The following is a 21678-nucleotide window of genomic DNA, read 5'->3' on the forward strand; positions in this document are numbered from 1 at the left end:
ACAATGCAGAAGGAGTTGCCATCTGTTCCTAATGAGACCTCGCATCCAGTGAACAGGTAGCCAAACCGGAGACAGTCATGGGCAAAAAAATACGGATCGCCGACCTGACCGCCATCCCTGAAGGGCAGGCAGGTGAGTATGTCGCTGAAGACCGGATTATTGCGGTGTTTCATGTGGATGGTGAATATTATGCAATGGATGGTGTCTGTCCGCATGCAGGCGGTCCCCTGGGAGAAGGGGCACTCACGGGTAATGTTGTAACCTGTCCCTGGCATGGCTGGCAGTTTGATGTCACCACCGGCAAACATTGTCTGAATGAACGCCTGTGTCACCCGACTTATCCCGTCTTTGTGGAAGAGGACGGAATTTATATCGAACTACCTGAGTCATAGAGAATCCAGCAGCGAGTTAACAGGCGACATGAAATACAAAGCGGTGATATTTGATTGTGATGGTGTTCTGGTCGACAGCGAAACCCTGGGGAATCGCGTTCTGGCCGAGATGATTTCGGATATCGGTTTTCCACTTTCTCCCGAACAGGCGGTTGAACAGTTCAAGGGGGGCAAGCTGGCCGATTGTCTGGCGGTTGTCGAAGATCAGATGGCTGCAAAGCTACCGGCAGATTTTGCTACTCAGGTCCGTGCCCGGATGGCGAAAGTCTTTAAGAGTGAACTACAGGCCATTCAAGGAGTCCGTGAAGCGCTGGAAGCAATTCCCATGACGAAATGTGTCGCTTCGAATGGACCGGAAGAGAAGATGGCACTCACATTGAGTATCACCGATCTGTCTCGTTATTTTGAGGGCCGCATTTATTCCGCCTATACGGTAGGTGTCTGGAAACCTGAACCCGATCTGTATCTTTTTGCCGCTGACCAGATGGGAGTGCAGCCGAGCGAGTGCGTGGTGATTGAAGACAGTAAACTCGGAGTGCAAGCCGCAGTCGCCGCCGGCATCCCCGTGCTCGGTTATGCCGACCACAGTTCACCGGTTGAACTGGAATCACACGGGGCAAAAACGTTTCGCTCAATGTATGAACTACCCGCCTTACTCGGGCTGCAGTCGTCACTTTCCTGATTCAACACGCAGCCTGGCTCCAATTCAGCCGGCAAAGATTGCTGTTTGATGATTCTCATTGCCAGCTCAATGCGCGAATTACGCCGGAGGACTGGTAATTCTTACATCGTCGATTTTAAAGTGGTGGGTCTGGGAAGACCTTACAGCCGATAAAATCAAAAAAAACTGAACTTTTCAGTCAAGAAGCTAAATTGATTAAGCCGATAATTAAGATGAGGCTGGAGTAAATTCCGGTTTCCTGTTTTGTTCAGCTCAATCAAAATGATACTGGTTTGCAGAGAATGGCCTCTGCCTGGCTGTGGATTCAGCCGGTCCGGAAATCATTGAGTTCGATATAGGAAGGATCCTTTCCATGCAACATCGGCTTCGAATTTTTACAGGTGAAGAAGAAACGCTCGAACAGAAAGACAGTCTGGTCAATGTTCGATTTGGGGAAATTGCAGATGCTTTGGCGGAAGCAGTTTACTATCGTCGTACCTGGATCTCTGATTTTTCAGAAGACGAAGTAAAGATTCCCTCGGATCTCTACGCCATTTTAGCAGCTTACAGCCATCTCCGCCCGGGCGCCTGATGGCCAACAGACCTCTCTCGCAGAAATTTCTGATTGGTGTACTCGTGGCAGCAGGTCTCTACCTGGTCGTCATGGGCGCACAACGATTCTACGAGCATTACCAGGTGAAGCAGATTGCGCTTGAGTTTGTGGACGCTCTGGAAACAGGGAATGAATCACGGATTCGCGCTCTGCTTACACCTGAAAAAGCGGATCTGGCGAAGAAGCTGAACCAGGACTCTCATAAAGATCCCCTGCCGCTTGAATGTCGCGTGCTGGACGTCAAATTAAACGGTTCTACTGCCCAGGTCCGTGTACAGATTCAGAAAAACGGTTATGCGATCAAGCCCGACATTCATCTGGTTAAAAGCCAGACGGGGGTCTGGAAAGTTTCTGAAATCACCCAGGCTAAAGTAGATCCCCTCTGGTATGATCAGGAAGATGAACTGGCCCGGAAAAAATTGACTGAGGAGGGAGTCCCCCCTGCAGAGGTCCAGGGACGTGTACTTGCAAAAGAACTGGCACGTTCGTTAAATACAACTGTGGAGGACTCGGGTTCGGATCAGGCAGCTCCCTGAAAAGTATGCTTTTGCTCAAGCAGATACCGGATCTCGATCAGTGTGCCTCCCGGTCATTTAACATTCCTGTTAAACCACGGAGATACGAAAAGTAATCTGGCAATCAGCCGTTCTGCTTTTCTCTTTTATGTGAGGTATTGATGTCGCAGGCATCTTCAACTGCTCAGCGTGCTTTTCAGATCTGGAAATCCGGAGTCAGAGCAGTCGACTCTGAAACGCTGGTCTCCCATGCCATCCAGGTGACAGACCAGGAACTGACAATCTGCGGGCACACCATTCCGTTGCAGGGGCATGAACGCCTGCTGGTGACAGGGGCTGGTAAAGCGGGTAGTGGGATGGCAGCAGGCGTGGAAGTTGCACTTCGGGGTTCATCGCTGGCTGAAAGAACAACCGGCTGGGTGAATGTTCCCGCGGATTGTGTTCGCCCGCTTTCAAAGATTCATCTATATCCAGCGCGACCTGCGAGCCTGAACGAACCGACTGCGGAAGGCGTGTATGGCGCCCGTCAGATCCTGAAGAAAATGTCGAATCTGCAACCGGATGATATCTGTATCGTCTTGATTTCCGGTGGCGGGAGTGCTTTGCTACCTGCACCGCTGCCGCCAGTGACACTGGAAGATAAACAGCTTGTAACGCGGTTGCTGATGTCCTCGGGGGCCACCATTCAGGAATTGAATTGTGTCCGCAAACAGATCTCAGCCGTGAAAGGGGGGCGGCTGGCTCAAGCAGCGGGCTGCCGTCATTTGTTTGCCTTGATTATTTCAGATATAGTCGGCGACCCTCTTGATCTGATTGCTTCCGGCCCGACAGTGGCCGATGCTTCAACGCCTCAGGATGCATTACAGGTTCTGCAGCGGTTTGTCTCTGATCCGGCGCAGATTCCCGATAGTGTCTGGAGTGTCTTACAGTCAGGGACGCCAACAGTACATCCTCAAAAGTCGGTCAATCAGGCGACTGTGTTCAATCAGATTATTGGCAATAACGCGACAGCCCTGGAGGCGGCTTCAGAACAGGCTCTGGCGTTGGGATATGAAGTCTATTCTCTTGGCTCGGAAAACGAAGGTGCTGCCGCAGAAACCGGGATGGAACTGGCTGAACTTTGTCTGCAGTTACAGGCCGGGACAGGACCGGTACATCGCCCTGCCTGTATTCTCAGTGGAGGGGAACCGGTTGTTGATTTATCGTCGTCTCCCCATCCAGGGAAGGGGGGCCGCAATCAGGAACTAGTACTGGCTGCGATGCAGCGTCTCTGGGATGAATCGCTCTCCGGATTCTGTATCCTGTCTGGAGGCACTGATGGTGAAGATGGCCCAACAGATGCAGCCGGTGGAATTCTGGATGAGCACAGCCTGAAACGTGCACAGGAACTGCGGCTGAATCCCGCGCTGTATTTACGAGACCATAATGCGTATCCCATTCTGGCAGAAACAGGGAGTCTCCTGAAAACGGGCGCTACTCAGACTAACGTGATGGATTTGCGGGTGGTGATTGTTGAATGAAAATTCCGCTAAACGATGTTCCGATTTCGCTCGCAACTCCAGAGCCATTTGGACCAAGTATTTTAGAATGCGCGACACTATGGTAAAATGTGTTCCGCTCCCGTCTACTGCCGTTCCGGTTACAGGCTGAGACTCTCAAGTTCAGCGTGGGGAATTGCTCGAATGACGTGCAGATCATCGTGTTCCTGCAGATTAAAAATCTGTGTCCTGCCATCCGGATGTAGTACGCTGACAATCGGGGCATCGTATTGCTGACGATTTGCCCGAAGTACCGTAGCCAGTTGCCCTTGATTCAGTTCGACAACGGATCCCACGGGATAGAGCGAGATGGACTGTAATAATGCGCGAACCGCGCCGCTGTCGAAAACTCCCCGAGAGGCGCCGTAGATCAACTGTTCTACCGCCAGGTAAGGCTGGACGTCTGCATTGGCGGCTGCCAGAGAGACCAGGGAAAGGAATTCATCTGCCACTGCCGCGATTTTCGCTAAAGGGTGGATTTGATTATTTTTCTGGCCGCGTGGATAGCCGGATCCGTCACAGCGTTCATGAACCTGATAAGCCACTATCCGGGAAATCATGGAGAACTCATTCGATTCACTAAGCAGGTTATAAGTGATGACCGGATGCTTTTTGAGTTCCAGGCTGTCAATGGGGCTGGCAGGCAGATGCCCTACCATGCCCCCGGTATTAATTTTGACCATACCCGTGTCATGGATCAGACAACCGATGCCGAGTTGAGATAAATGCTCTCTCTGCAGGCCAAGTTGTGTACCCATCGCCATTGCCAGACTTGACATTTGCAGGCCGTGTCTGCAGAAATTTCCCAGGGCGACAGGCGAAATTCCCTCCAGTACAAACAGGTCCATATCCTGCCTCATCTGTGAGAAGGAACTGTTTGTCACTGATTGAATTTGGGAATTACTGATACGCGAGCTAGCCAGGATCTGTCTGTAAATATCGTCTGTGACTTTTGTCAGTACCGCGAATTCTTTTCGATACTCTTTTTGTAATGACGGAGAATAGGTGGTCGCTGCAGGCGGAGTCACTTCATGTAAAAAGGACTGGGATTGAATCTGCCAGGGAGAATTCGTTCGCTCTGTCTCACCGGCTGGTCTGTGGGATGAGGGATTGCTGGCGTGGTTTCTTAACTTTTGACTGCGCAGTCGCTGAGAAGAAGTGGAACTGGAAGTCTGGCTTTCACCGGGAGCCAGTGTCAGGTTTAACAGATCCCGTTCATGAACCCGCACACTGCGAATTCCACGTTTTTTCAGGTTCTGGATGGTAGTTTTGGTAATACTTTTGCCGCTGGCCAGCAGCAGGATGTTATTTTCAGTCTCAGCATCATAAATGGGAGCCTGTAATTTGACCCCCATTCTCAAGCGGTCAATATTCAGCGCAGTGTAGGGGCTGGGTTTTTGTTTGATAATTCTGGCAACCATAAAGTGAGACGCCGCTGTGCCTGAGGATTTGCAATTTTGACCTTGTGAGATTAACTGAAAGAACTGACAGGAGTGGAGCGTGATCGGATTGCATAAACCGATACGCAAGCATCTGAGATTTCTTAAACTTAGGTCAGACAGACTCTGTCGCCAAACCAGAAGCTCTCGAGATGCGTATACCGGTGCATTCAGGCAGAACTTTTAACGAATCTGCCAATTACAGGGATTGTAGAGCTGCAAAAACGGACTGTTACGGGCAGTCAGTTACGTTCCTGTTGATAGAGAGTGGTCAGAAACTCTTCGATGCTTTTGAATTTCTTGCCTTCAGCGGCAATGGATTCTACCTTGGCACGTGCTTCAGTCGCGGAGTAACCCAGACTGAGCAGCGCTTCATAGGCTTCGCTGAATACATCCGTGCGGCCTTCGTCTGCGGGAAATTCTTTTGCGACGATCAATGCGAATTTTGTCATCTTGCGTCTGAGCTTGGCAACGATTCGCTCGGCAACAGCCGGACCAATTCCAGGCAGAGTGGTAAGCTGTTTTATATCTTTTTCCTCGATGGCAGTCGCTACTTCTTTTACGGGGCGCACCATTGCCCGTAAAGTTTTTTTGACTCCCACCCCATCTACCGAGCAGACCAGTTCGAAGAACTCCCGTTCAGCGTGACTCATAAATCCAATCATGCGTGGAGTGAGCCGGCCTTTTTGTGGATTCCCTTCGATGTACTGAATGGTTTTCAGGCTGACTTCACTGCCGATCAGAGGTTGCAACTGGCGGCGGACAAACTCGGGGATAAAAACTTCATAGTCGAATGCCCCGACTGAAATAATCGCTTCGGATAAGCTCAGCTCAATCAGTTCGCCGCGGATATTGGTAATCATGGGTGCCCAGTGGATAAGAGAAATTTGTTTTACAAACAGGTGACACGGATGGTGTGATAATGACATAAGGCTGCCGCGAAAGCATCCGCCACATCATTGGGTTCCAGAATGGCTTTTAAGCCCAGTTCTGTTTTGATGGCATGCTGCATCTGCTCTTTCGAGGCACGGCCACTGCCAGTGATTAATTTTTTAATCTGCGTCGGCGTATAATGCACGACAGGCACACCCGCATCGTGGGCGGCGAACAGGATTGCGCCACGGGCATGTGCCATAATAATCGAACTTTTGGGGAAGCGGGGAGTTGTAAATACCTGCTCGATGACCATCACGTCTGGACGATATTCGGCGATGACTTCCCGGATCCCGGAAGCAATTTCATGAACGCGCGCGGCTAGATTGGCATCCTGGTTCGAGCGGATGATGCCTCCTTCACAAAGAGCCGGCCCTTTCGCGGACTGCTGCAGTAAAGCATAGCCCGTTCGATTCAACCCCGGGTCAATCCCCAGAAAGCGGACCGCTGCAGTCAACTCTGTGTCATCCATCGTTGAGTTCAGATTCATGATTGGCTCAATCTGATTGCAGGAAACGTGATCAGCCACGTCGCCACAAACTGCCTTCCGGGCGATCTTCCACCGTGATCTGGCAAGCGGCCAGACCTTCTCGAATTTTATCTGCGATGTCCCAGTTTTTGTTGGTGCGGGCATCTTTACGGATATCCAGAACCAACTCCATCAGGTGGTTGACCAGGTCATCGTCCACGCCCGAATCTTTCGCAGGCGCTTTACGGAACACACCCAACAGGTTGGAGAGTTCTTTCAGCAGGCCGGCACCGGTCTTGAGTGCCTCTACCATCACCTGGTTCTGCTTGCCTTCTCCTTCCAGATTCTGCGAATGAATCAAGGCATTCAATGTCGACCGTAATTCAAACAGTACGCCAATGGCACCACCTGTATTAAAATCGTCATCCATCGCTTCCAGGAATCGTTGACGTAATTCCGATAACTGCTGGAAGTATTCCGCAGGTTCCCCTGTCAGGCCTGTCGTCTGTTCCCGCTTTTCTGCAGTAGGAAGCTGGTAGAAACTTTCGCCTGTGATGCGTTCGAATGTTTCGAAGAAGCGGTAGAAGCCTTCGATGCCTTTTCCGGTCTCACGGATATTTTCATCGCTGAATGCGATCGGACTGCGATAATGAGTGGAGAGTAGAAACAGCCGCACGATTTCCGGCGGGTGGACGGCAAACAGTTCTTTGACCGATGCGGCACCTTTGGAACCTGAGAGTTTATCTGCTTCCTGGGCCTGCTGATCAACGGCCACATCTCCGTGACGATCATGCTGGCCACCAACTTTACCAGCGGCGTCACTGGCCTGCATCAAACCGTTATGAACCCAGTAACGTACATAAGTTTTTCCCGTGCAGCATTCTGACTGTGCCCGTTCGTTTTCATGATGAGGGAACATCAGGTCGAGACCACCGCCGTGAATGTCAAATGAATCACCGAGCAGTTTACGGCTCATGGCGGAACATTCAATATGCCAGCCAGGTCGACCCGGTCCCCAGGGACTATCCCAGGCGGGTTCACCCGGACGCGATTTCTTCCAGAGCGCGAAGTCAGCCGGATTCTTCTTTTTGTCATTGGCTTCGACACGCGTACCCGCGATCATTTCTTCAATTTTACGACCGCTGAGACAGCCGTATTTACTGTCCGCTTCAGCAGAAAAGTAGACATCACCATCCAGCGGATAAGCGAAGCCTTTATCAATCAGCGATTGAATGATCTCCTGCATCGGCTCGATGTAATCGGTGGCTTTGGGGAAATCGGTAATCGTATCGACGCCCATGGTTTCCAGGTTATCGAAATAATCCTGCGTCATTTCAGCCGCCAGTTTCTCTACCGAGATATTCAGTTCGGCGGCTTTGTTAATCAGTTTGTCATCAATGTCGGTGATGTTATTGACGAATTTGACATCGTAGTTGTTGTAGGTCAGGTAGCGGGCGATTGTATCAATAATGACCGGGCCGACCATGTGGCCGATATGGGCGTGCTTGTAAACGGTAGGACCACACAGGTAGATGCCAACCTTACCTGGTTTGATTGTCTGGAAATCTTCTTTTTTGCGACTGAGTGTGTTGTAAATTCTGAGTGTCATTGTGTTAGATACCTGAATTTCTTCCTGTAATCAAAATTATGTGGAACCTGTATGAAAACAAGTTCAGTCAGATAATGAATTTCAATGCGAACGCGTTAATAAGACGACCGCATCTGCTGTCATCGCTTCCTGTCTGCCGACAGGGCCAACGCGTTCTCCCGTTTTTGCTTTGATATTGACTTGTTGTTCGTCCAGATCCAGTAACACGGCAACCGATTTCCTGATCTGGGGCTTGTAGCTGGCTAGTTTAGGACGTTCTGCCGAAATAGTGCAATCCAGGTTTACAATTTGCCAGCCAGCTTGCTCTACTTTCGAGAATGCTGCTTTGAGCAGGTCACCGGAATCAGCGCCTTTCCAGCGGTCGTCGGTATTGGGAAACATTTCTCCGATATCACCCAGGCCGGCTGCTCCCAGCAGGGCATCCGTAATCGCATGCAACAATACATCAGCATCGCTGTGACCCACCAGTCCGAGTTCGAATTCAATCGAGATGCCTCCCAGAATCAGCGGGTAACCTGTTTCCAGCCGATGGCAGTCCTGGCCTGCGCCGATTCGCAATTCTGGATTTTTCCGAGGTTCAGAGGCAGATGTCATGAATTCGAGTCAATGATTACAGTCGAAATCGCTCAGAGAAGACGATTGCTGTTCTTATGAATATGGATTGAGTTGGGTTTAACTGAAGCAGGCTGATCATAGCTGGAGCAGTCAAACAAGGCAATATGAGCCGGGGATTCCCAAGTTGTTCTCAGACCGAGAGTAGTGTAATTTCAGAGCGAATCGGGCGAGTTTAACAGGATGTGGCCGGTCTGCAGATTCAAATTGACATAAAATCCGATTCGCGTTAGACTCCCGGCCCCTTCAAGTCAACTGGCGATATCCTGTCGCATGCTGATCTCTCAAACTGATACCTCTCTCAACCTGAACCTTTCATGAAGTTACTCCCTCTCAGATCCTGTTTGGTGGTGGTGGCACTGGTTTTACTGGTCATCAAAATATCCGGCTGCGCGCTGATGGAAGAAAGCGCGGTATTCGGTTTGAAGAAGTATGCAGAGAAACAGACAGTCAATAAACTGCCTGCGATTCCTGTATCACAGGACGCCATGCAGGTCGAAATTGTCTTCATCGAACGACCTGTCACAGACCCGCTGCTCGGTTCGACACTCTGGAACGAAGTGGATGAAATCGGAGCCATCGAATTGATGGACCAGGAAAACCTGAATCAGAATGGTCTGCGAGTCGGACATGTGAGTTCGGTTCCCCCCAGGGCCTTGCAGACGTTACTCGGTTTGAAATCCCATCTGGGGGGACTTTCCCGGGAAGATGAATCATTACTGCTTTCAGGACGGCGGCTGATGCTGCGGTCGGGGGTGCCTACGGATATCCAGACGAGCGACTCTTACCAGAAATGTAAACTGGATCTGCTCACCGGCGATGATGAAGAGCCTGTGGAGTCGAAAGAGTTTGAAGAAGCCCAATGTGTCATGCGAGTCAAAGCACATAAGGTCCAGGATGGCTGGGCGAAGCTCGAATTTATTCCCGAAGTACAGTACGGCGCTCAGCAAATGCGACGTACACCCACTAATATTGGCTGGCAGCTGGAAAGTCGCCGGAATACCAACCCGCTGTATAATCAGAAATTTGAAGTCACTCTGAACGTAGGTGAAATGGCAATCATCACCGCCACCGATGGGGTCAAACCCCATTCCGCAGGTCATCTGTTTTTCCGCGGAGATGGTTCCAAGTCGGACATTCAGAAAATCCTGGTCGTGAGGCTGTCCAATATGTCCAAAATGGACGTGGTTCGCAGCAAATAGAATGTATCCCGTTTTACTATAGCGTCTCCAGGTCCATTTGGACCGAGTATCTTAGATTGACAGACGCTATGGTTAAATGTGATGCACTCCAGCACACAGCCAGTAAAACTGAGTAATAAAAAAGTGAGCTGCTCCCGAAGGAAACAGCTCACTTAATATCAGTATTTCAGCTGAAAAGCGGACGTGTTTCAGACTTTGCCAAAAATAGTTTTTCCGCTGGAGAACAGGTCGTCGCAGGCTTCGCTCATTCGCTGGACGACTCCCATTTCGCCGGCTTTCAGGTAACTGCGTGGGTCGTAAACTTTCTTGACCCCGACTTCACCATCGATTTTTAATACGCCGTCGTAGTTCTTCATCATGTGGTCGACAACAGGACGGGTAAATGCGTACTGAGTATCGGTATCGATATTCATCTTCACAACGCCGTATTCCAGGGTTTCCCGCAACTGATCTTCGGGAGTTCCCGAACCGCCATGGAAAACCAGGTCGAATTCTGCTTCTTTACCGTATTTGGCAATCACAGCTTCCTGACCCTCTTTCAGAATTTCCGGACGCAGCTTGACGGCACCGGGTTTGTAGCTGCCGTGCACGTTCCCGAAGGTCGCAGCGAACATGTAACGTCCCAGACCGTTGAGTGCTTCGTAAACGGCAACCATGTCTTCTGGTGAAGTATATAACTTGTCGGCTGGCTGATCGGAGTTATCCACGCCATCTTCTTCACCACCAACCACACCGGCTTCGACTTCCAGAATGATTTCGTTGGCTGCACATAGTTTGAGAAGATCAACCGATAATTCCAGGTTTTCCTTCAAGGGCAGTTCAGAAGCATCCAGCATGTGAGACTGGAACAGGTTCGGCAGACCCGCTTCGCGTCGACGAGCTGTTTCAGCGATCAGCGGCTTCAGGAAGGAATCAACCTTACCGGGCTGACAGTGGTCTGTGTGCAATGCAATCAAAACGTCGTAACGTTCTGCCAGTCGGTGAGTGGCTTCTGCCAAAATGATCGCGCCCAGAACGGCGTCTTTCTGATCCAGACCGGAAGCAAATTGACCACCACCGGTTGATACCTGAATGATTCCGTCTGACTTCTTGTCTGCAAATGCTTTCAGGGCTCCGTTGATCGTTGTCAGAGAGGTGACGTTCATCGCGGGATAGGCATAGTTACCTTCTTGAGCGGCATCCAGCATCGCTGCGTATTGAGCTGGGGTTGCAATCGGCATTGGTTTTTCCTGTTCAGTTTAAAAGTGTAAAGTTACTTCTGTATGATGCTAAAATCTATCTGACAAACGCTGTCTGACCTGTTCCTGCGTCGTTTCCGGATGAATTATTAAGTTGATTTTCATCACGGACTGGCAACAGCAGAGAACCGGAAAAGATAATCGAGAGAATGGGCTCAGAGTTTCCGCGGATTCAATTCGTATTCCTGACATTCATCATTGCTCTTTGAATGTAATTCCTGTTGAACAACGCTGAGGCGATTGCCGTAATATTTGAATGCGGTCTGAAAACTGTTTGACAGAGCACTAAACCCCGAGCCAGATTTTCACTCTGCTTATATACTGTTTCTTATCAAGTTCTGCCCGGTCATTCAAGTGTCGGGGGAATCTGTGATACGCAGCTTGACAGAGGTTTTTGTCAGCCCTGTCATAAAATACCCGTTTTGAACGGGGATTGGCGAAAAAACTGAGAGAGCGGGGGACGCTTTTACAGGACAGTATGACAGGCTTTTTTTCCTGAGCTTCCGGACTCTATTTCGGAACCTTGTTCAGTAATTCGACTGCTGAAGAGTCGGTTGACGTTGTGGGCAGGGATTCCAGTCCCTGGGTCTGCTGATAAAGCCGAGGCTCAGGCGTATAAGTCATTACCCGTAGATCATCAAATAAGATCGCGCCCAGTCCATTCAGGGACATTGTCAGAATGAAGTTTTCACTTTGGGGCACTTCCCTGATCAGTTCAATTTTCTGCCACTGACTCTTCTCATTCCAATGAAGGGCGCCCCCAGGCCCCATGATGCTGTCCTGCAGCGTCGCACCCAGTGGATTGCCTGTAATAGCAGTCGATACCTTGACCCAGCCAGTGACATGCACGATCTGTCCGCTACGGACCGCCAGGGGAGGCGTTGAGAGCTGTACCAGCGGAACCTCAATATGATGGGGAATTTCACTGCGGTTCAGGGGAGCCGCCAGCAATCTCAGACTGAAATCTCCGGATTGTTTATCACGAGGATACAGTTCAGCAATCGCCTGAGTCCCTTCAATCGCATTTTGCCCGTGCGTCCACCCTTCCACGACCATGGTGTCGATGTCTTCGCAATCACCCGAACGTAGCATATTGGGCTCAATGTGTTTTGCACTGCGGCCAATCTGTTGGATCATTCTCCAGTGATCGGGCAGGGTGCTGTAGGAAACCGCATAAGGGCTCGTCATCGATGAGGCAAGCGTCCGCGTTGCTTCCCGCCATTGGATGCGCTGTAAGATTCGCAGCATCTGTCTGCAATCACGGGCCGCATGGCGAGCACGGTGATAGTCCTGAGCCGAAAGAGCCGACTCAGCCTGGCTCAACTGCTCTCTGGCTCGCTCCAGAATGGCCGGTCCATCCATGCGTGCGACCTGGCTCACGCCCAGTTCCAGCAGTTCTGCATGTGTTTTCTGACAGCGTTCCAGTTTGGCGCGGCTCAGTTTCACGCTGGTTTCTGCTGCCTGCGGGCTGATTAAGGCTACTTTTTTTCGCAGCGTCTCGATTAGTCCCTGATCGGAAGTCATGATGATGATTGAGGTCATATCGAATTTGGGTAGCGATATTTCAACACCTCCATTCACGCGCTTTCGATCTAAATTTTTGATTCTGGTCGTGCTCAGTTCCCAGACAGAGGCGGATACATTACCACCAGGAATCACAATCGTGGCGTCGTTTCCCGCCATCTGATCGGGAACAAACTGGGCCCCATCACGATACCAGACCGGCAGAATCAAAGTGCCATACTCAGAATGAATCACAGCCGCCTGCATTTCTGCAGCCGCTTCTTTTTCCCGTCGTAACTGCATTTCCCGTTCGGACAGTTGTTCGTTTACCAGCAGTCGATCGGAACCGGATCGCTTGAAATCAACTCCTAACTGGGTAATCTGGGGTGTTTCCTTTTGTTTGAGCCGGAACGGGACATGAGAAATGACAGAACCTGTAGCCAGCCACGGCTCAATGAGATCTATCTCACGATTTAACTGCTCGATCACCAGTTTTCGTTCCAGGGCGCCTGGAGCACTCGTATTATCCAGGCGATTTGTGGTCCAGTATCCGACGGCCCGGCAACCAGCTGACAGCGTCGCGTAGACCTGCAGCCGGATCTGCTCAGGCTCAATCACAATCGGAATTCGATTGGAAGAATCACGCCAGCGGGCATTGGCAAACGTTGGTTCTGTCTGGATCCAGGTCCAGAGAAAACGCCCCGGGGCAAATCGTGTCTTATCAATCAGGGTATCACGGTATTCCAGCAGGCTGATATCACTGTTCAGAATACGCGGGCTGGAACCAATCATTGAAACTTCACGGGCAATCTGTCGCTCTTTCCCGAGAACGTCTGCCATAATAGGTCGTTTGAACTGTTGATCGGCACTTTGAATCTGACCAACGCGACTACGGATTTCAGTCCATTTGCTACCGGGAATTTGTGTGCCGAGATACCAGAAAATGATGGGCGCCGTCTGCTCATCGAAGGGGATCAGCGTGGCATCGCGGGAGGGCAGAAACGAACCATCCTGCGCCTGCGGGCGCGGAGGAGTCGCCATGGCCCATAATCCCTGACTGCGCAGATTAGAGAGAAACTGATAATCATCAAACCGGGGTGCCTCGATGACATTTAATCCAGCCTGTTTGAGCGCTTCCAGATTTTCGCCATGATATCGTGACATGCGCGGAAACAGCGGTCTACCTTCCAGTTGAACTCGATCCAGCAGAAATTCAACGATGGGTTTCGCATTCTGCTTGCTCAGAGCAGCAGCCGTCTGCATGATTGAATCGTTGGGACGCACTATCGGGGTCAGTTTCAGGTCATCCATCAGGAATTCCACCTGATCAGAGGATGAACGTGTTACCACCAGAACCCGCTCCACATACATCTCACGCGTATCCAGCTGACGAAGCTTGCTGCGTCCGCGTAGCAGTCCCAGTGACTGATTTACCAGAGTCTCGGTTGTCGTGCACTTCAACTGCTGCCACTTACCTTCATCCGAATACGTATCCCCGATTAAATAAATGCGGGCCACTTCTCCGGTTTCTGGATCAATCTGATGGGGCAGGACCGCTTCCAGACCTACGCGCGTTCCGCGTCGATTGGATTTCAGCCACATGGAAACGGTCAGCTCATTAATAATTCGACTGGAAGGGAGCGGGTGAGACAGTTCGATCAGCGAACCCAGGTTTCCAGTCGCTATTTGTAGATGCTCACAGGCAGCACCGGCATGCATCACGGTCGTATTACGGACATGCCACTTTTTCTGAGCCTGATTCGGATCAATGCGAACCTGCCAGCTGACGCGGGACGTATCATCAAAATGCTCATGGAATGTTTCTGCGCGCAGCACAGACTCGCTGAACAGTCCCGTCAACAGAAAGACCAGCAGGCAGATATGACTCTGATACAGCTTATTCAATATACGTGGCATCGATGCCTGAACTCAAACCCATCCGTGGGATAAAAATGATCGTGACTCTACAGTTTCTATACTGATTTACACATTCTGGTAACTCAGGTAAGTGATATTCAATCCAGACAGCCTGTGGAAAAGATTCCCCATTTTCCGCAAACCAATCACCGTTCAGCATTCTTTACGAATTGTTGTACGCTGTCCGGTTTTCGTTGCAGTCAGACAACGACCGCGTTGCCAGAATGCAACTTGCCATAACAAAGCCAAAAATGACTACGTTCCCCGGGGATTTTAGAAGATTTTGCAATCTAAGCCAATACGAAGCCACTCATTTTTGTGAATCTGTCTACAGAGAGCCTGTTTCTGAATGTCATTCTAAATAGCCTGTGGTAAGTAACTTAGAGTGAATCCTTTATTAAATATTCATATTCGGCATGAAATCTGTTCTATTAGCTTTCAGTTCATCCCTTGATGAAATCATTGATTGTGAAAGTACAGGCACAAACTGAGAATTGAAACTTATGAATATCCGACTGACCGACGAAACAGATAGTGCAAGTCTGCCCCGCGAAGTAATTGACCTGGGCAAGAAAATCGCCGAGCTGCCACGGGAACAGCAGCAACTGCTGGAAGTTTCCTATTCACGGGTAGTGGAGTCGGTAAAACGCCGCAGACGAATCCTGGGTCTGATCCAGGAAGCGCTGGCACAATTACGCCTGGATGTGAAATATCTGATGTTCGATCTGGATGTCACCAAAAAAGAACGTGACGAACTCAAAGCCCGCCTCGAAGAAACTTAATCTTCAGCAGCCGGACTCACCCGGATCGTCTCTTGTTCAGGCTGCCGCTCAGATCGAATTGACCAGATCTGAGCCAGGATCGTACCGGTCAGCATGCAGCCAAACATATACAGCGCAGGCGGTAACGCAATCAGCTCCTGTCCCGGAAACAGTTGGCCCGCCAGAACTGCTCCCAGACCCGCGTTCTGCATTCCGACTTCTAAAGTCAATGCCCGCCGCATCGATTCATTCAGTTGAATCGCCGCACCTGCCAGGTATCCAAACAGATAGCCCAGCAGATTAATCACCAGCAGCGCCACAGCCAGCGAAAAGAAGACTTTCTTCAACTGCGCTTCCTGCAGGCTGATCACCGTCGCGATGATCCACAGGATCGAAAAATTCGCGAAAGCAGGGCCAAATACCTGCATCAAGCGACTGAACCCATTGTGGTACAGGGCAAGCATATGACCGCCAATTACAGGCAAGACTACCTGGGTTAATAGCTGAAAGAACGAATTTTTCGCCAGTTCCGCAGCGTTGATATCAGTTCCGCTGACAGCCAGGTAAAGCACGATCGGCACAAACAGCGGCGAGAGCAGGGTAGCCGACGCCGTCAGGCAGACCGAATAACTGACGTTGCCCCGCGCGGCCAGTGTTAACACATTCGAAGCCATCGCCCCCGGAACACAGCCCACCAGGATAATGCCGATTCGTAATTCGGGTTGATCAATAAAAAACAGGCTCATCAGGAAAGCCAGGCTCGGCATCACCGTGTATTGCACAAATGTGCCGCCCAGCACCTGATGCCAGCGACGAAATACCGCCCGCACTTCATCGGGCGGAAGCAATGAGCCGATCACGAACATCGTGACGGTAAATAAATACGAGAGATACGGTTTCGAAGCATGAAACGGATGAAACGCACCAGGCAGGATCTTGTCCCACAAGATCGCCGCTCCCGAAAGCGCGATCAGCCAGACTAACAGATAACGTTGCAGCATAGGAGCATTTCCCGGACTTAATGGGCGTCGACAGGCTTGGATCGTAATAATCTGAGAGGTTCACAGCCACGATCATTTGTTGCCAGTAATGAATCGGTTATGATTCCTGACTGTAATCAATGACATCCTGAAATTCTATGAACAACACCATAATGATGCATGCGGACCATCTGGCGGAATTCGTCAGCAACTTTGAAGAAGCGGGGCTGCTCGTCCGGATTTCTGCCCCGGTAGAGACGCAGCTCGAAATCGCTGCCATCACCGAACAGGTGATTAAAGCCAGTCCGCCCGACTCCGCGCCCGCACTGCTGTTCGATCAGGTCGCCGGACACAAAATTCCGGTGTTGACCAATCTCTATGGCAGTCTGCCCCGTCTGCTGCAGATCCTGAGAACCGATTCGCTCGATTCCATCGCCGACCGTGTCGCCGGGCTCCTGTCACCTGACTTGCCCGAAGGCTGGCTCGATTCGCTGAAAATGATTCCACAGTTTTCGCAACTCCTCAACATCAAACCCCGCATCGTCAAAACCGCCAGTTGTCAGCAGGTGGTCAAGCTCGGCCGCGATGTCAATCTCAGCGAATTCCCGCTGCTCACCTGCTGGCCCGAAGAGACAGCGCCCACCATCACTGCCGCCCAGATCATTACAGTCGACCCTGAAACCAAAGCCCGCTTCGTTAACGCCCGACCCATTCAAGTGATCTCAGATCAGCAACTGGCGATCCGCTGGAGTCAGCATGACGCCGGTTATCAGCTCCTGCAGAAATTCCATGCCCGCGGTCAGCAACTGCCCGTCGCCATCGTGATCGGCGGTGATCCCGTTGGCCTCTACACGGCACATGCACCACTGCCGAAAATGACAGACCCCTATGCCTTTGGCGGCTTTCTTCGCAACAATGCGCTGGAACTGGTTAGAGCCCGCTCCATCGAAATCGATGTCCCCGCGCAGGCCGAAATCGTGATGGAAGGTTTTATCGATCCTGCTTCTGATCCGGTCGATGTCGGTCCCGTCGCGAATACCACCGGCTACTACAGCCCGGCTGAAAAAGTGATGCCTCTGAATCTGTCCGCGGTCACCCATCGGGCCAATCCCATCTGGCACGCCTTGATCCCGGCTGCTCCTCCTTCAGAAGCTGGCTATTTCGCGCAAGCCACCGAACGTATTTTTCTCCCCCTGTTGAAGCTGATGGTCCCCGAGCTGGTCGACATCCATTTTCCTGATGCCGGCGCAGGCCGCTATCTGATGTTTGTCAGTATTCACAAAACGTATCCGCAACAGGCGCGCCGCGTGGTCAATGCATTGTGGAGTCTGGAAAGTCTATTGTCATTGAAGTTGATCGTCGTGGTCGACGACGATGTCAATGTGCACGACGAACAGCAGGTCTGGTATCGTGTCAGTACCAATCTTAATCCAGGCCGCGATCTGATTCACACAGAAGGACCCGGCGATGATGACGATCACAGCGCCACCATAAAGGGCATCGGCCATAAACTTGGTCTCGATGCCACCCGCAAATCCGTAGCAGAAGGGCAGCCCCGCGATTGGCCATCTGCCTTGAAAATGCCCGCTGAAATGTTAGAACGCGTCCAGAACCGACTGAATGAACTCGGCCTGTCCTGAAAGTATGAAACGATTTTGAAGTTATGAATGTAGATAAAACCGGCTCCCGTGTACAACAGATGTTTGGTGAAATCGCACCCCGTTACGATTTCATGAACCACTTCCTCTCCGGCGGCGTCGACTATTACTGGCGCTGGCGCACCGTGCGGAAAGTCGCACCGGCAGGCGCAGCCCCCATTCTCGATGTCTGTACCGGCACTGGAGACCTGGCCCTTTCCTATCTCAAAAAAGCGGGCGGCAAAACACAGGTCGTCGGAGCCGACTTCACACATGAAATGCTGCAGCTGGCGTTGAAAAAGAATACCAGCAGCCATCTCACCTTTCTGGAAGCAGACACCCAGGAACTCCCCTTCGCTGATAATCAGTTTCAGATCGTCTCCGTCGCCTTCGGCTTGAGAAATGTCTCTGACACCCGTCGCGGCCTCAAAGAAATGATCCGCGTCTGTCAGCCCGGCGGTCAGGTGGCCGTCCTCGAATTCTCCATGCCCACCAATCCCCTGTTTCGCTCCTGTTATCAATTTTATTTTCGACATATCCTCCCGAAAATGGGACAATTACTCGCCCGCAACAGACAGTCTGCCTATAACTATCTGCCCGAGTCGGTTTCGGAATTCCCTTATGGCAAGGCATTAGCTGACCTCATGGATGAATGCGGGCTGGAAGGTACTCGCTGGTATCCGCTCACGTTCGGGATCGCCACACTTTATACCGGCGTGAAACCAGTGGTTTCGAAATAACGTTCAATGAAAGATTGTGAGGTCCCCTCATGTCCAATGTAGTCGTCGCCATGACCGGCGCCAGTGGCGCCATTTATGCCGTTCGTTTGATTGAAGTACTGATGGCGGCCGGCCGCACCGTGCATCTTACCATCAGCGCCTCCGCCGCGCAGGTCCTGAAACATGAGCTCGGCCTGAAAGTTGATCTGGAAAACTTCGACCCCACCGAGATCCTCCCCGATCCTGCCCGTCAATCTGATGACAGTGTCATTCGCAAGATCAAGCCCACCCACAGTGAAGACTTCGCCCTCAGTTCCGTCCTCGGCGACTCCGACCTCAAACAGGGCGCCCTCATCTATCACCATTACAAAGATTTCTCTGCAGGCATCGCCAGTGGTTCCTTCCTGACCGAGGGCATGGTGGTCTGTCCCTGTTCGATGGGCACCCTGGGCAGCATCGCTTCCGGCGCCTGTGGTAATCTCATCCACCGCGCCGCTGATGTGCATCTCAAAGAACGCCGCAAACTGATTCTGCTCGCCCGCGAAACCCCGCTCGGCCTGATCCCGCTGGAAAATATGGTGAAGCTCACGCAGGCCGGCGCTATCGTCATGCCCGCCGCCCCCGGCTTTTATCATAACCCGGTCACCATCCACGATCTGGTCGACTTCATGTCGGGCCGCATCTGTGATCATCTGGGAATCAGGCACGAAATCCATCAGCGCTGGGGCAATCAGCCTTTGTAAGTGTTGGTGTTTTGTGTTCAGCACTGTTCCTCCTCTTAAACGCTCTTTCTTGCGATTCTGCATCGGAACCGTTAAAAACAAGGCATATTCTACTCAATTCAATTCATCAGTCGGACTGATCAGCCAATGGAACGGAAAGCCGTCGTGGAATCCATTTCCCGCATTCATCAACTCGATACCAGCGTCATCAACAAGATCGCCGCCGGCGAAGTGATCGAACGCCCCGCCAGCGCGGTCAAGGAACTCCTCGATAACAGCATCGACGCTCTCGCGACCCGCATCGAAGTCGATATCATGAACGGCGGTGCCGACCTGATCCGCGTCGTCGATAACGGCGAAGGCATTCATCCCGACGACCTGCTGCTTGCCGTCGCCAGTAATGCGACCAGCAAAATCACCACCGCCGACGACCTGTTCAGCGTGCAGACGATGGGCTTCCGAGGAGAAGCCCTCGCCTCGATTTCCGAAGTCAGCCACTTCCGCATCCGCACACGTACCGCCGACCAGACCCAGGGGCTTGAGTTCGAAGTCAACACCGGAACCCCCGGCAAACCGCAACCCTGTGGCTGTCCGCTGGGAACGTCCATCGAAGTCCGGCAGCTGTTCGCCAATACTCCCGTGCGGCGTAAATTCCTCAAGACCACCAAGACCGAGTTCGGCCACATCAGTGAGCAGTTCACCCGCGCCGCCCTCGCACATCCGCGGCTCTACATGGTGCTCAGGCACAACAACAAAATCATCTTCGATCTGCCCCCCTCCGATAATCTGCTCGATCGCCTCCGCCTGTTTTATGGCAGCAAACTCGCTGAGCAGTTGATCTGGGTCGATTCGGAAGTCGACGACATCCGCATCTGGGGCTACGTCTCGCATCCCAGTGAAAACAAATCGACCCGCAAAGGACAGTACCTGTTTCTTAACGGTCGCTGGATTCAGGATCGTACGCTGCAGCACGCGTTGACCGAAGCCTATCGTGGACTGCTCATGGTCGGACGTCAGCCGATCTCGTTCCTCTACCTTGACATGCCCGCCGCCCAGGTTGATGTCAACGTGCATCCCACCAAATCCGAAGTTCGCTTCCGCGACGGGCAGCATCTGTATCGCCAACTGCTCTCCACGCTTCGCAGCCAGTTTCTCAGCATGGACCTGCAGTCGCAGATGTCGCTCGGCAAAAAAGCCGACTTTGATGTCACAGCACCGCCACCACCGCTCACACCCGAGCAGAAACAGACGCAGATGGAACTGACCAGTTGGGCCAAAGAACAGCTCAACCAGGTCCACGATAACCTCTCGGATATCACAGTCAGCTCGGCTCCCCGGTCGATTTCCCCCACCTCGGATCTCGCTGCCCCCTTTACCGCCGCCGACGCGATTCCCCTCTCGCACTTCCAGCAGAATCGGGAACAGGCACCCGTCGAATCGCCCGAAACTAAAGGCGAACCGGCCGACCTGATCGTCCCCGACATCGATCGGCCCGCGGACAAATTCGCGGACGTCGCGACCTCGGACCTGCGACCGATTCAGGTCTTGAACTGCTACATCGTCGTCGAGAATAAAGGCGCGCTGACCATCATCGATCAACACGCGCTGCACGAACGCATTATGTACGAGTACTTCCGCAAACGCGTCCTCGCGCAGTCGGTCGAAGCACAGAAACTGCTCGTCCCGCTCACGCTCGAAATGAGCGCCAAAGAAGCAGCACTTCTGCTGGATCACGCTGAAATGCTCAACAGCTTCGGTCTGGGTATCGAAGAATTTGGCGGCAATACGCTGCTGATTACCAGTTATCCCGTGATGCTCAAGAAGGTCAACCTGGAACAACTGGTCCGCGACATCGCCGACAATCTTGATAACGCCAAACAACCCTCCCGCCGCGATCTGCTGGATGACCTGATCACGATGATGTCCTGCAAAGCCGCCATCAAAGCGGGCCAGCGATTGACGCAGGAAGAAATCTATAGCCTGCTTGAACAAAGGCACCTGATTGACGATGCCCACCACTGTCCGCATGGTCGTCCTTCCGCCCTGGTCCTCAGTCATGCCGAGCTCGATCGCCAGTTCGGCCGCATGGGGTGATACATCACCCGCTGCATAAAACGGACTTGACCCCGTCGCGCCACCGTCGATAAACGTAGACCTGTGTCGCGCGCGTGCCCAGTTTACAGTGCACTGAAACACGGGCCACTTGTTCCTGATCTTC

General features: G+C 51.9%; 19 protein-coding genes. 11 read left to right on the forward strand and 8 right to left on the reverse strand.

The features are described from left to right. Positions 1–77: 77 nt before the first annotated feature. The 5 genes from ACN0YH_RS26450 (at position 78) to ACN0YH_RS26470 (ending at position 3701) form a co-directional block, all read left to right on the forward strand. The gene (locus ACN0YH_RS26450) at positions 78–392 is read left to right on the forward strand and encodes a Rieske (2Fe-2S) protein (RefSeq protein ID WP_417382609.1); all 315 of its coding nucleotides are present in this window, start codon (positions 78–80) and stop codon (positions 390–392) included. 28 nt (positions 393–420) lie between these two features. Further along, positions 421–1074: an HAD family hydrolase gene (locus tag ACN0YH_RS26455; RefSeq protein WP_417382610.1), complete on the forward strand. Its 654-nt coding sequence runs from the start codon at positions 421–423 to the stop codon at positions 1072–1074. Between the two features lie 352 nt (positions 1075–1426). Further along, positions 1427–1645, forward strand: coding sequence for a hypothetical protein (locus tag ACN0YH_RS26460; protein WP_145227090.1), 219 nt, complete (start codon positions 1427–1429; stop codon positions 1643–1645). Beyond that, positions 1645–2202 carry a hypothetical protein gene (locus ACN0YH_RS26465; protein WP_417382611.1) on the forward strand — a complete coding sequence of 186 codons (558 nt, stop codon included), beginning with the start codon at positions 1645–1647 and terminating at the stop codon, positions 2200–2202. Before ACN0YH_RS26460 ends, ACN0YH_RS26465 begins: the two co-directional genes overlap by 1 nt. A 140-nt stretch (positions 2203–2342) precedes the next feature. Continuing rightward, positions 2343–3701, forward strand: a complete 1359-nt coding sequence (locus tag ACN0YH_RS26470) for a glycerate kinase type-2 family protein (RefSeq protein ID WP_417382612.1) — start codon at positions 2343–2345, stop codon at positions 3699–3701. A gap of 119 nt (positions 3702–3820) precedes the next feature. On the opposite strand, the gene ACN0YH_RS26475 is transcribed toward ACN0YH_RS26470, so the two are convergent. The 5 genes from ACN0YH_RS26475 to ispF form a co-directional block, all read right to left on the reverse strand. Continuing rightward, positions 3821–5140 carry an HD-GYP domain-containing protein gene (locus tag ACN0YH_RS26475; RefSeq protein ID WP_417382613.1) on the reverse strand — a complete coding sequence of 440 codons (1320 nt, stop codon included), beginning with the start codon at positions 5138–5140 and terminating at the stop codon, positions 3821–3823. Positions 5141–5400: 260 nt separating this feature from the next. Continuing rightward, positions 5401–6021: a Holliday junction branch migration protein RuvA gene (ruvA, locus tag ACN0YH_RS26480; RefSeq protein WP_417382614.1), complete on the reverse strand. Its 621-nt coding sequence runs from the start codon at positions 6019–6021 to the stop codon at positions 5401–5403. Positions 6022–6050: 29 nt separating this feature from the next. Beyond that, on the reverse strand, positions 6051–6581 hold the full coding sequence (gene ruvC, locus ACN0YH_RS26485; RefSeq protein WP_417382615.1) for a crossover junction endodeoxyribonuclease RuvC: 531 nt from the start codon (positions 6579–6581) through the stop codon (positions 6051–6053). A gap of 31 nt (positions 6582–6612) precedes the next feature. Beyond that, complete coding sequence (gene cysS, locus ACN0YH_RS26490) at positions 6613–8169, reverse strand: cysteine--tRNA ligase (RefSeq protein ID WP_417382616.1); 1557 nt, start codon at positions 8167–8169, stop codon at positions 6613–6615. Between the two features lie 81 nt (positions 8170–8250). Then, positions 8251–8763: a 2-C-methyl-D-erythritol 2,4-cyclodiphosphate synthase gene (gene ispF, locus ACN0YH_RS26495; RefSeq protein WP_417382617.1), complete on the reverse strand. Its 513-nt coding sequence runs from the start codon at positions 8761–8763 to the stop codon at positions 8251–8253. 335 nt (positions 8764–9098) lie between these two features. On the opposite strand from ispF, the gene ACN0YH_RS26500 reads away from it, so the two are divergent. Next, positions 9099–9983, forward strand: a complete 885-nt coding sequence (locus tag ACN0YH_RS26500; protein ID WP_417382618.1) for a hypothetical protein — start codon at positions 9099–9101, stop codon at positions 9981–9983. Between the two features lie 188 nt (positions 9984–10171). On the opposite strand, the gene fbaA is transcribed toward ACN0YH_RS26500, so the two are convergent. Continuing rightward, entirely contained in the window at positions 10172–11203 is a 1032-nt protein-coding gene (gene fbaA, locus ACN0YH_RS26505) for a class II fructose-bisphosphate aldolase (protein WP_417382619.1), read from the reverse strand. A gap of 528 nt (positions 11204–11731) precedes the next feature. Then, positions 11732–14641, reverse strand: coding sequence for a DUF4398 domain-containing protein (locus ACN0YH_RS26510; protein WP_417382620.1), 2910 nt, complete (start codon positions 14639–14641; stop codon positions 11732–11734). A gap of 503 nt (positions 14642–15144) precedes the next feature. Here ACN0YH_RS26510 and ACN0YH_RS26515 point away from each other — a divergent pair. Further along, positions 15145–15423, forward strand: a complete 279-nt coding sequence (locus tag ACN0YH_RS26515) for a transcriptional regulator (RefSeq protein WP_417382621.1) — start codon at positions 15145–15147, stop codon at positions 15421–15423. Here ACN0YH_RS26515 and ACN0YH_RS26520 read toward each other — a convergent pair. Beyond that, positions 15420–16403 (reverse strand): bile acid:sodium symporter family protein, encoded by a 984-nt coding sequence (locus ACN0YH_RS26520; protein WP_417382622.1) that lies wholly within the window; start codon positions 16401–16403, stop codon positions 15420–15422. The genes ACN0YH_RS26515 and ACN0YH_RS26520 overlap by 4 nt on opposite strands. A gap of 137 nt (positions 16404–16540) precedes the next feature. Here ACN0YH_RS26520 and ACN0YH_RS26525 point away from each other — a divergent pair, with 137 nt between their 5' ends. The 4 genes from ACN0YH_RS26525 (at position 16541) to mutL (ending at position 21554) form a co-directional block, all read left to right on the forward strand. Next, positions 16541–18022, forward strand: a complete 1482-nt coding sequence (locus tag ACN0YH_RS26525) for a UbiD family decarboxylase (protein WP_417382623.1) — start codon at positions 16541–16543, stop codon at positions 18020–18022. A 23-nt stretch (positions 18023–18045) separates the two neighbouring features. Then, positions 18046–18759: a bifunctional demethylmenaquinone methyltransferase/2-methoxy-6-polyprenyl-1,4-benzoquinol methylase UbiE gene (gene ubiE / locus ACN0YH_RS26530; RefSeq protein ID WP_417382624.1), complete on the forward strand. Its 714-nt coding sequence runs from the start codon at positions 18046–18048 to the stop codon at positions 18757–18759. Between the two features lie 29 nt (positions 18760–18788). After that, positions 18789–19481, forward strand: coding sequence for a UbiX family flavin prenyltransferase (locus tag ACN0YH_RS26535; RefSeq protein ID WP_417382625.1), 693 nt, complete (start codon positions 18789–18791; stop codon positions 19479–19481). A 126-nt stretch (positions 19482–19607) separates the two neighbouring features. After that, entirely contained in the window at positions 19608–21554 is a 1947-nt protein-coding gene (gene mutL / locus ACN0YH_RS26540; RefSeq protein ID WP_417382626.1) for a DNA mismatch repair endonuclease MutL, read from the forward strand. The last annotated feature ends 124 nt before the right edge of the window (positions 21555–21678 follow it).

The organism is Gimesia sp. (assembly GCF_048262075.1).
GTDB lineage: Bacteria > Planctomycetota > Planctomycetia > Planctomycetales > Planctomycetaceae > Gimesia.

What these genes read in the sequence shown, in the direction of transcription:
- ACN0YH_RS26450 (WP_417382609.1), top strand. Translation starts at nt 78, where the DNA reads ATGGGCAAAAAAATACGGATCGCCGACCTGACCGCCATCCCTGAAGGG.
- ACN0YH_RS26455 (WP_417382610.1), top strand. Translation starts at nt 421, where the DNA reads ATGAAATACAAAGCGGTGATATTTGATTGTGATGGTGTTCTGGTCGAC.
- ACN0YH_RS26460 (WP_145227090.1), top strand. Translation starts at nt 1,427, where the DNA reads ATGCAACATCGGCTTCGAATTTTTACAGGTGAAGAAGAAACGCTCGAA.
- ACN0YH_RS26465 (WP_417382611.1), top strand. Translation starts at nt 1,645, where the DNA reads ATGGCCAACAGACCTCTCTCGCAGAAATTTCTGATTGGTGTACTCGTG.
- ACN0YH_RS26470 (WP_417382612.1), top strand. Translation starts at nt 2,343, where the DNA reads ATGTCGCAGGCATCTTCAACTGCTCAGCGTGCTTTTCAGATCTGGAAA.
- ACN0YH_RS26475 (WP_417382613.1), bottom strand. Translation starts at nt 5,140, where the DNA reads ATGGTTGCCAGAATTATCAAACAAAAACCCAGCCCCTACACTGCGCTG.
- ruvA (WP_417382614.1), bottom strand. Translation starts at nt 6,021, where the DNA reads ATGATTACCAATATCCGCGGCGAACTGATTGAGCTGAGCTTATCCGAA.
- ruvC (WP_417382615.1), bottom strand. Translation starts at nt 6,581, where the DNA reads ATGAATCTGAACTCAACGATGGATGACACAGAGTTGACTGCAGCGGTC.
- cysS (WP_417382616.1), bottom strand. Translation starts at nt 8,169, where the DNA reads ATGACACTCAGAATTTACAACACACTCAGTCGCAAAAAAGAAGATTTC.
- ispF (WP_417382617.1), bottom strand. Translation starts at nt 8,763, where the DNA reads ATGACATCTGCCTCTGAACCTCGGAAAAATCCAGAATTGCGAATCGGC.
- ACN0YH_RS26500 (WP_417382618.1), top strand. Translation starts at nt 9,099, where the DNA reads ATGAAGTTACTCCCTCTCAGATCCTGTTTGGTGGTGGTGGCACTGGTT.
- fbaA (WP_417382619.1), bottom strand. Translation starts at nt 11,203, where the DNA reads ATGCCGATTGCAACCCCAGCTCAATACGCAGCGATGCTGGATGCCGCT.
- ACN0YH_RS26510 (WP_417382620.1), bottom strand. Translation starts at nt 14,641, where the DNA reads ATGCCACGTATATTGAATAAGCTGTATCAGAGTCATATCTGCCTGCTG.
- ACN0YH_RS26515 (WP_417382621.1), top strand. Translation starts at nt 15,145, where the DNA reads ATGAATATCCGACTGACCGACGAAACAGATAGTGCAAGTCTGCCCCGC.
- ACN0YH_RS26520 (WP_417382622.1), bottom strand. Translation starts at nt 16,403, where the DNA reads ATGCTGCAACGTTATCTGTTAGTCTGGCTGATCGCGCTTTCGGGAGCG.
- ACN0YH_RS26525 (WP_417382623.1), top strand. Translation starts at nt 16,541, where the DNA reads ATGAACAACACCATAATGATGCATGCGGACCATCTGGCGGAATTCGTC.
- ubiE (WP_417382624.1), top strand. Translation starts at nt 18,046, where the DNA reads ATGAATGTAGATAAAACCGGCTCCCGTGTACAACAGATGTTTGGTGAA.
- ACN0YH_RS26535 (WP_417382625.1), top strand. Translation starts at nt 18,789, where the DNA reads ATGTCCAATGTAGTCGTCGCCATGACCGGCGCCAGTGGCGCCATTTAT.
- mutL (WP_417382626.1), top strand. Translation starts at nt 19,608, where the DNA reads ATGGAACGGAAAGCCGTCGTGGAATCCATTTCCCGCATTCATCAACTC.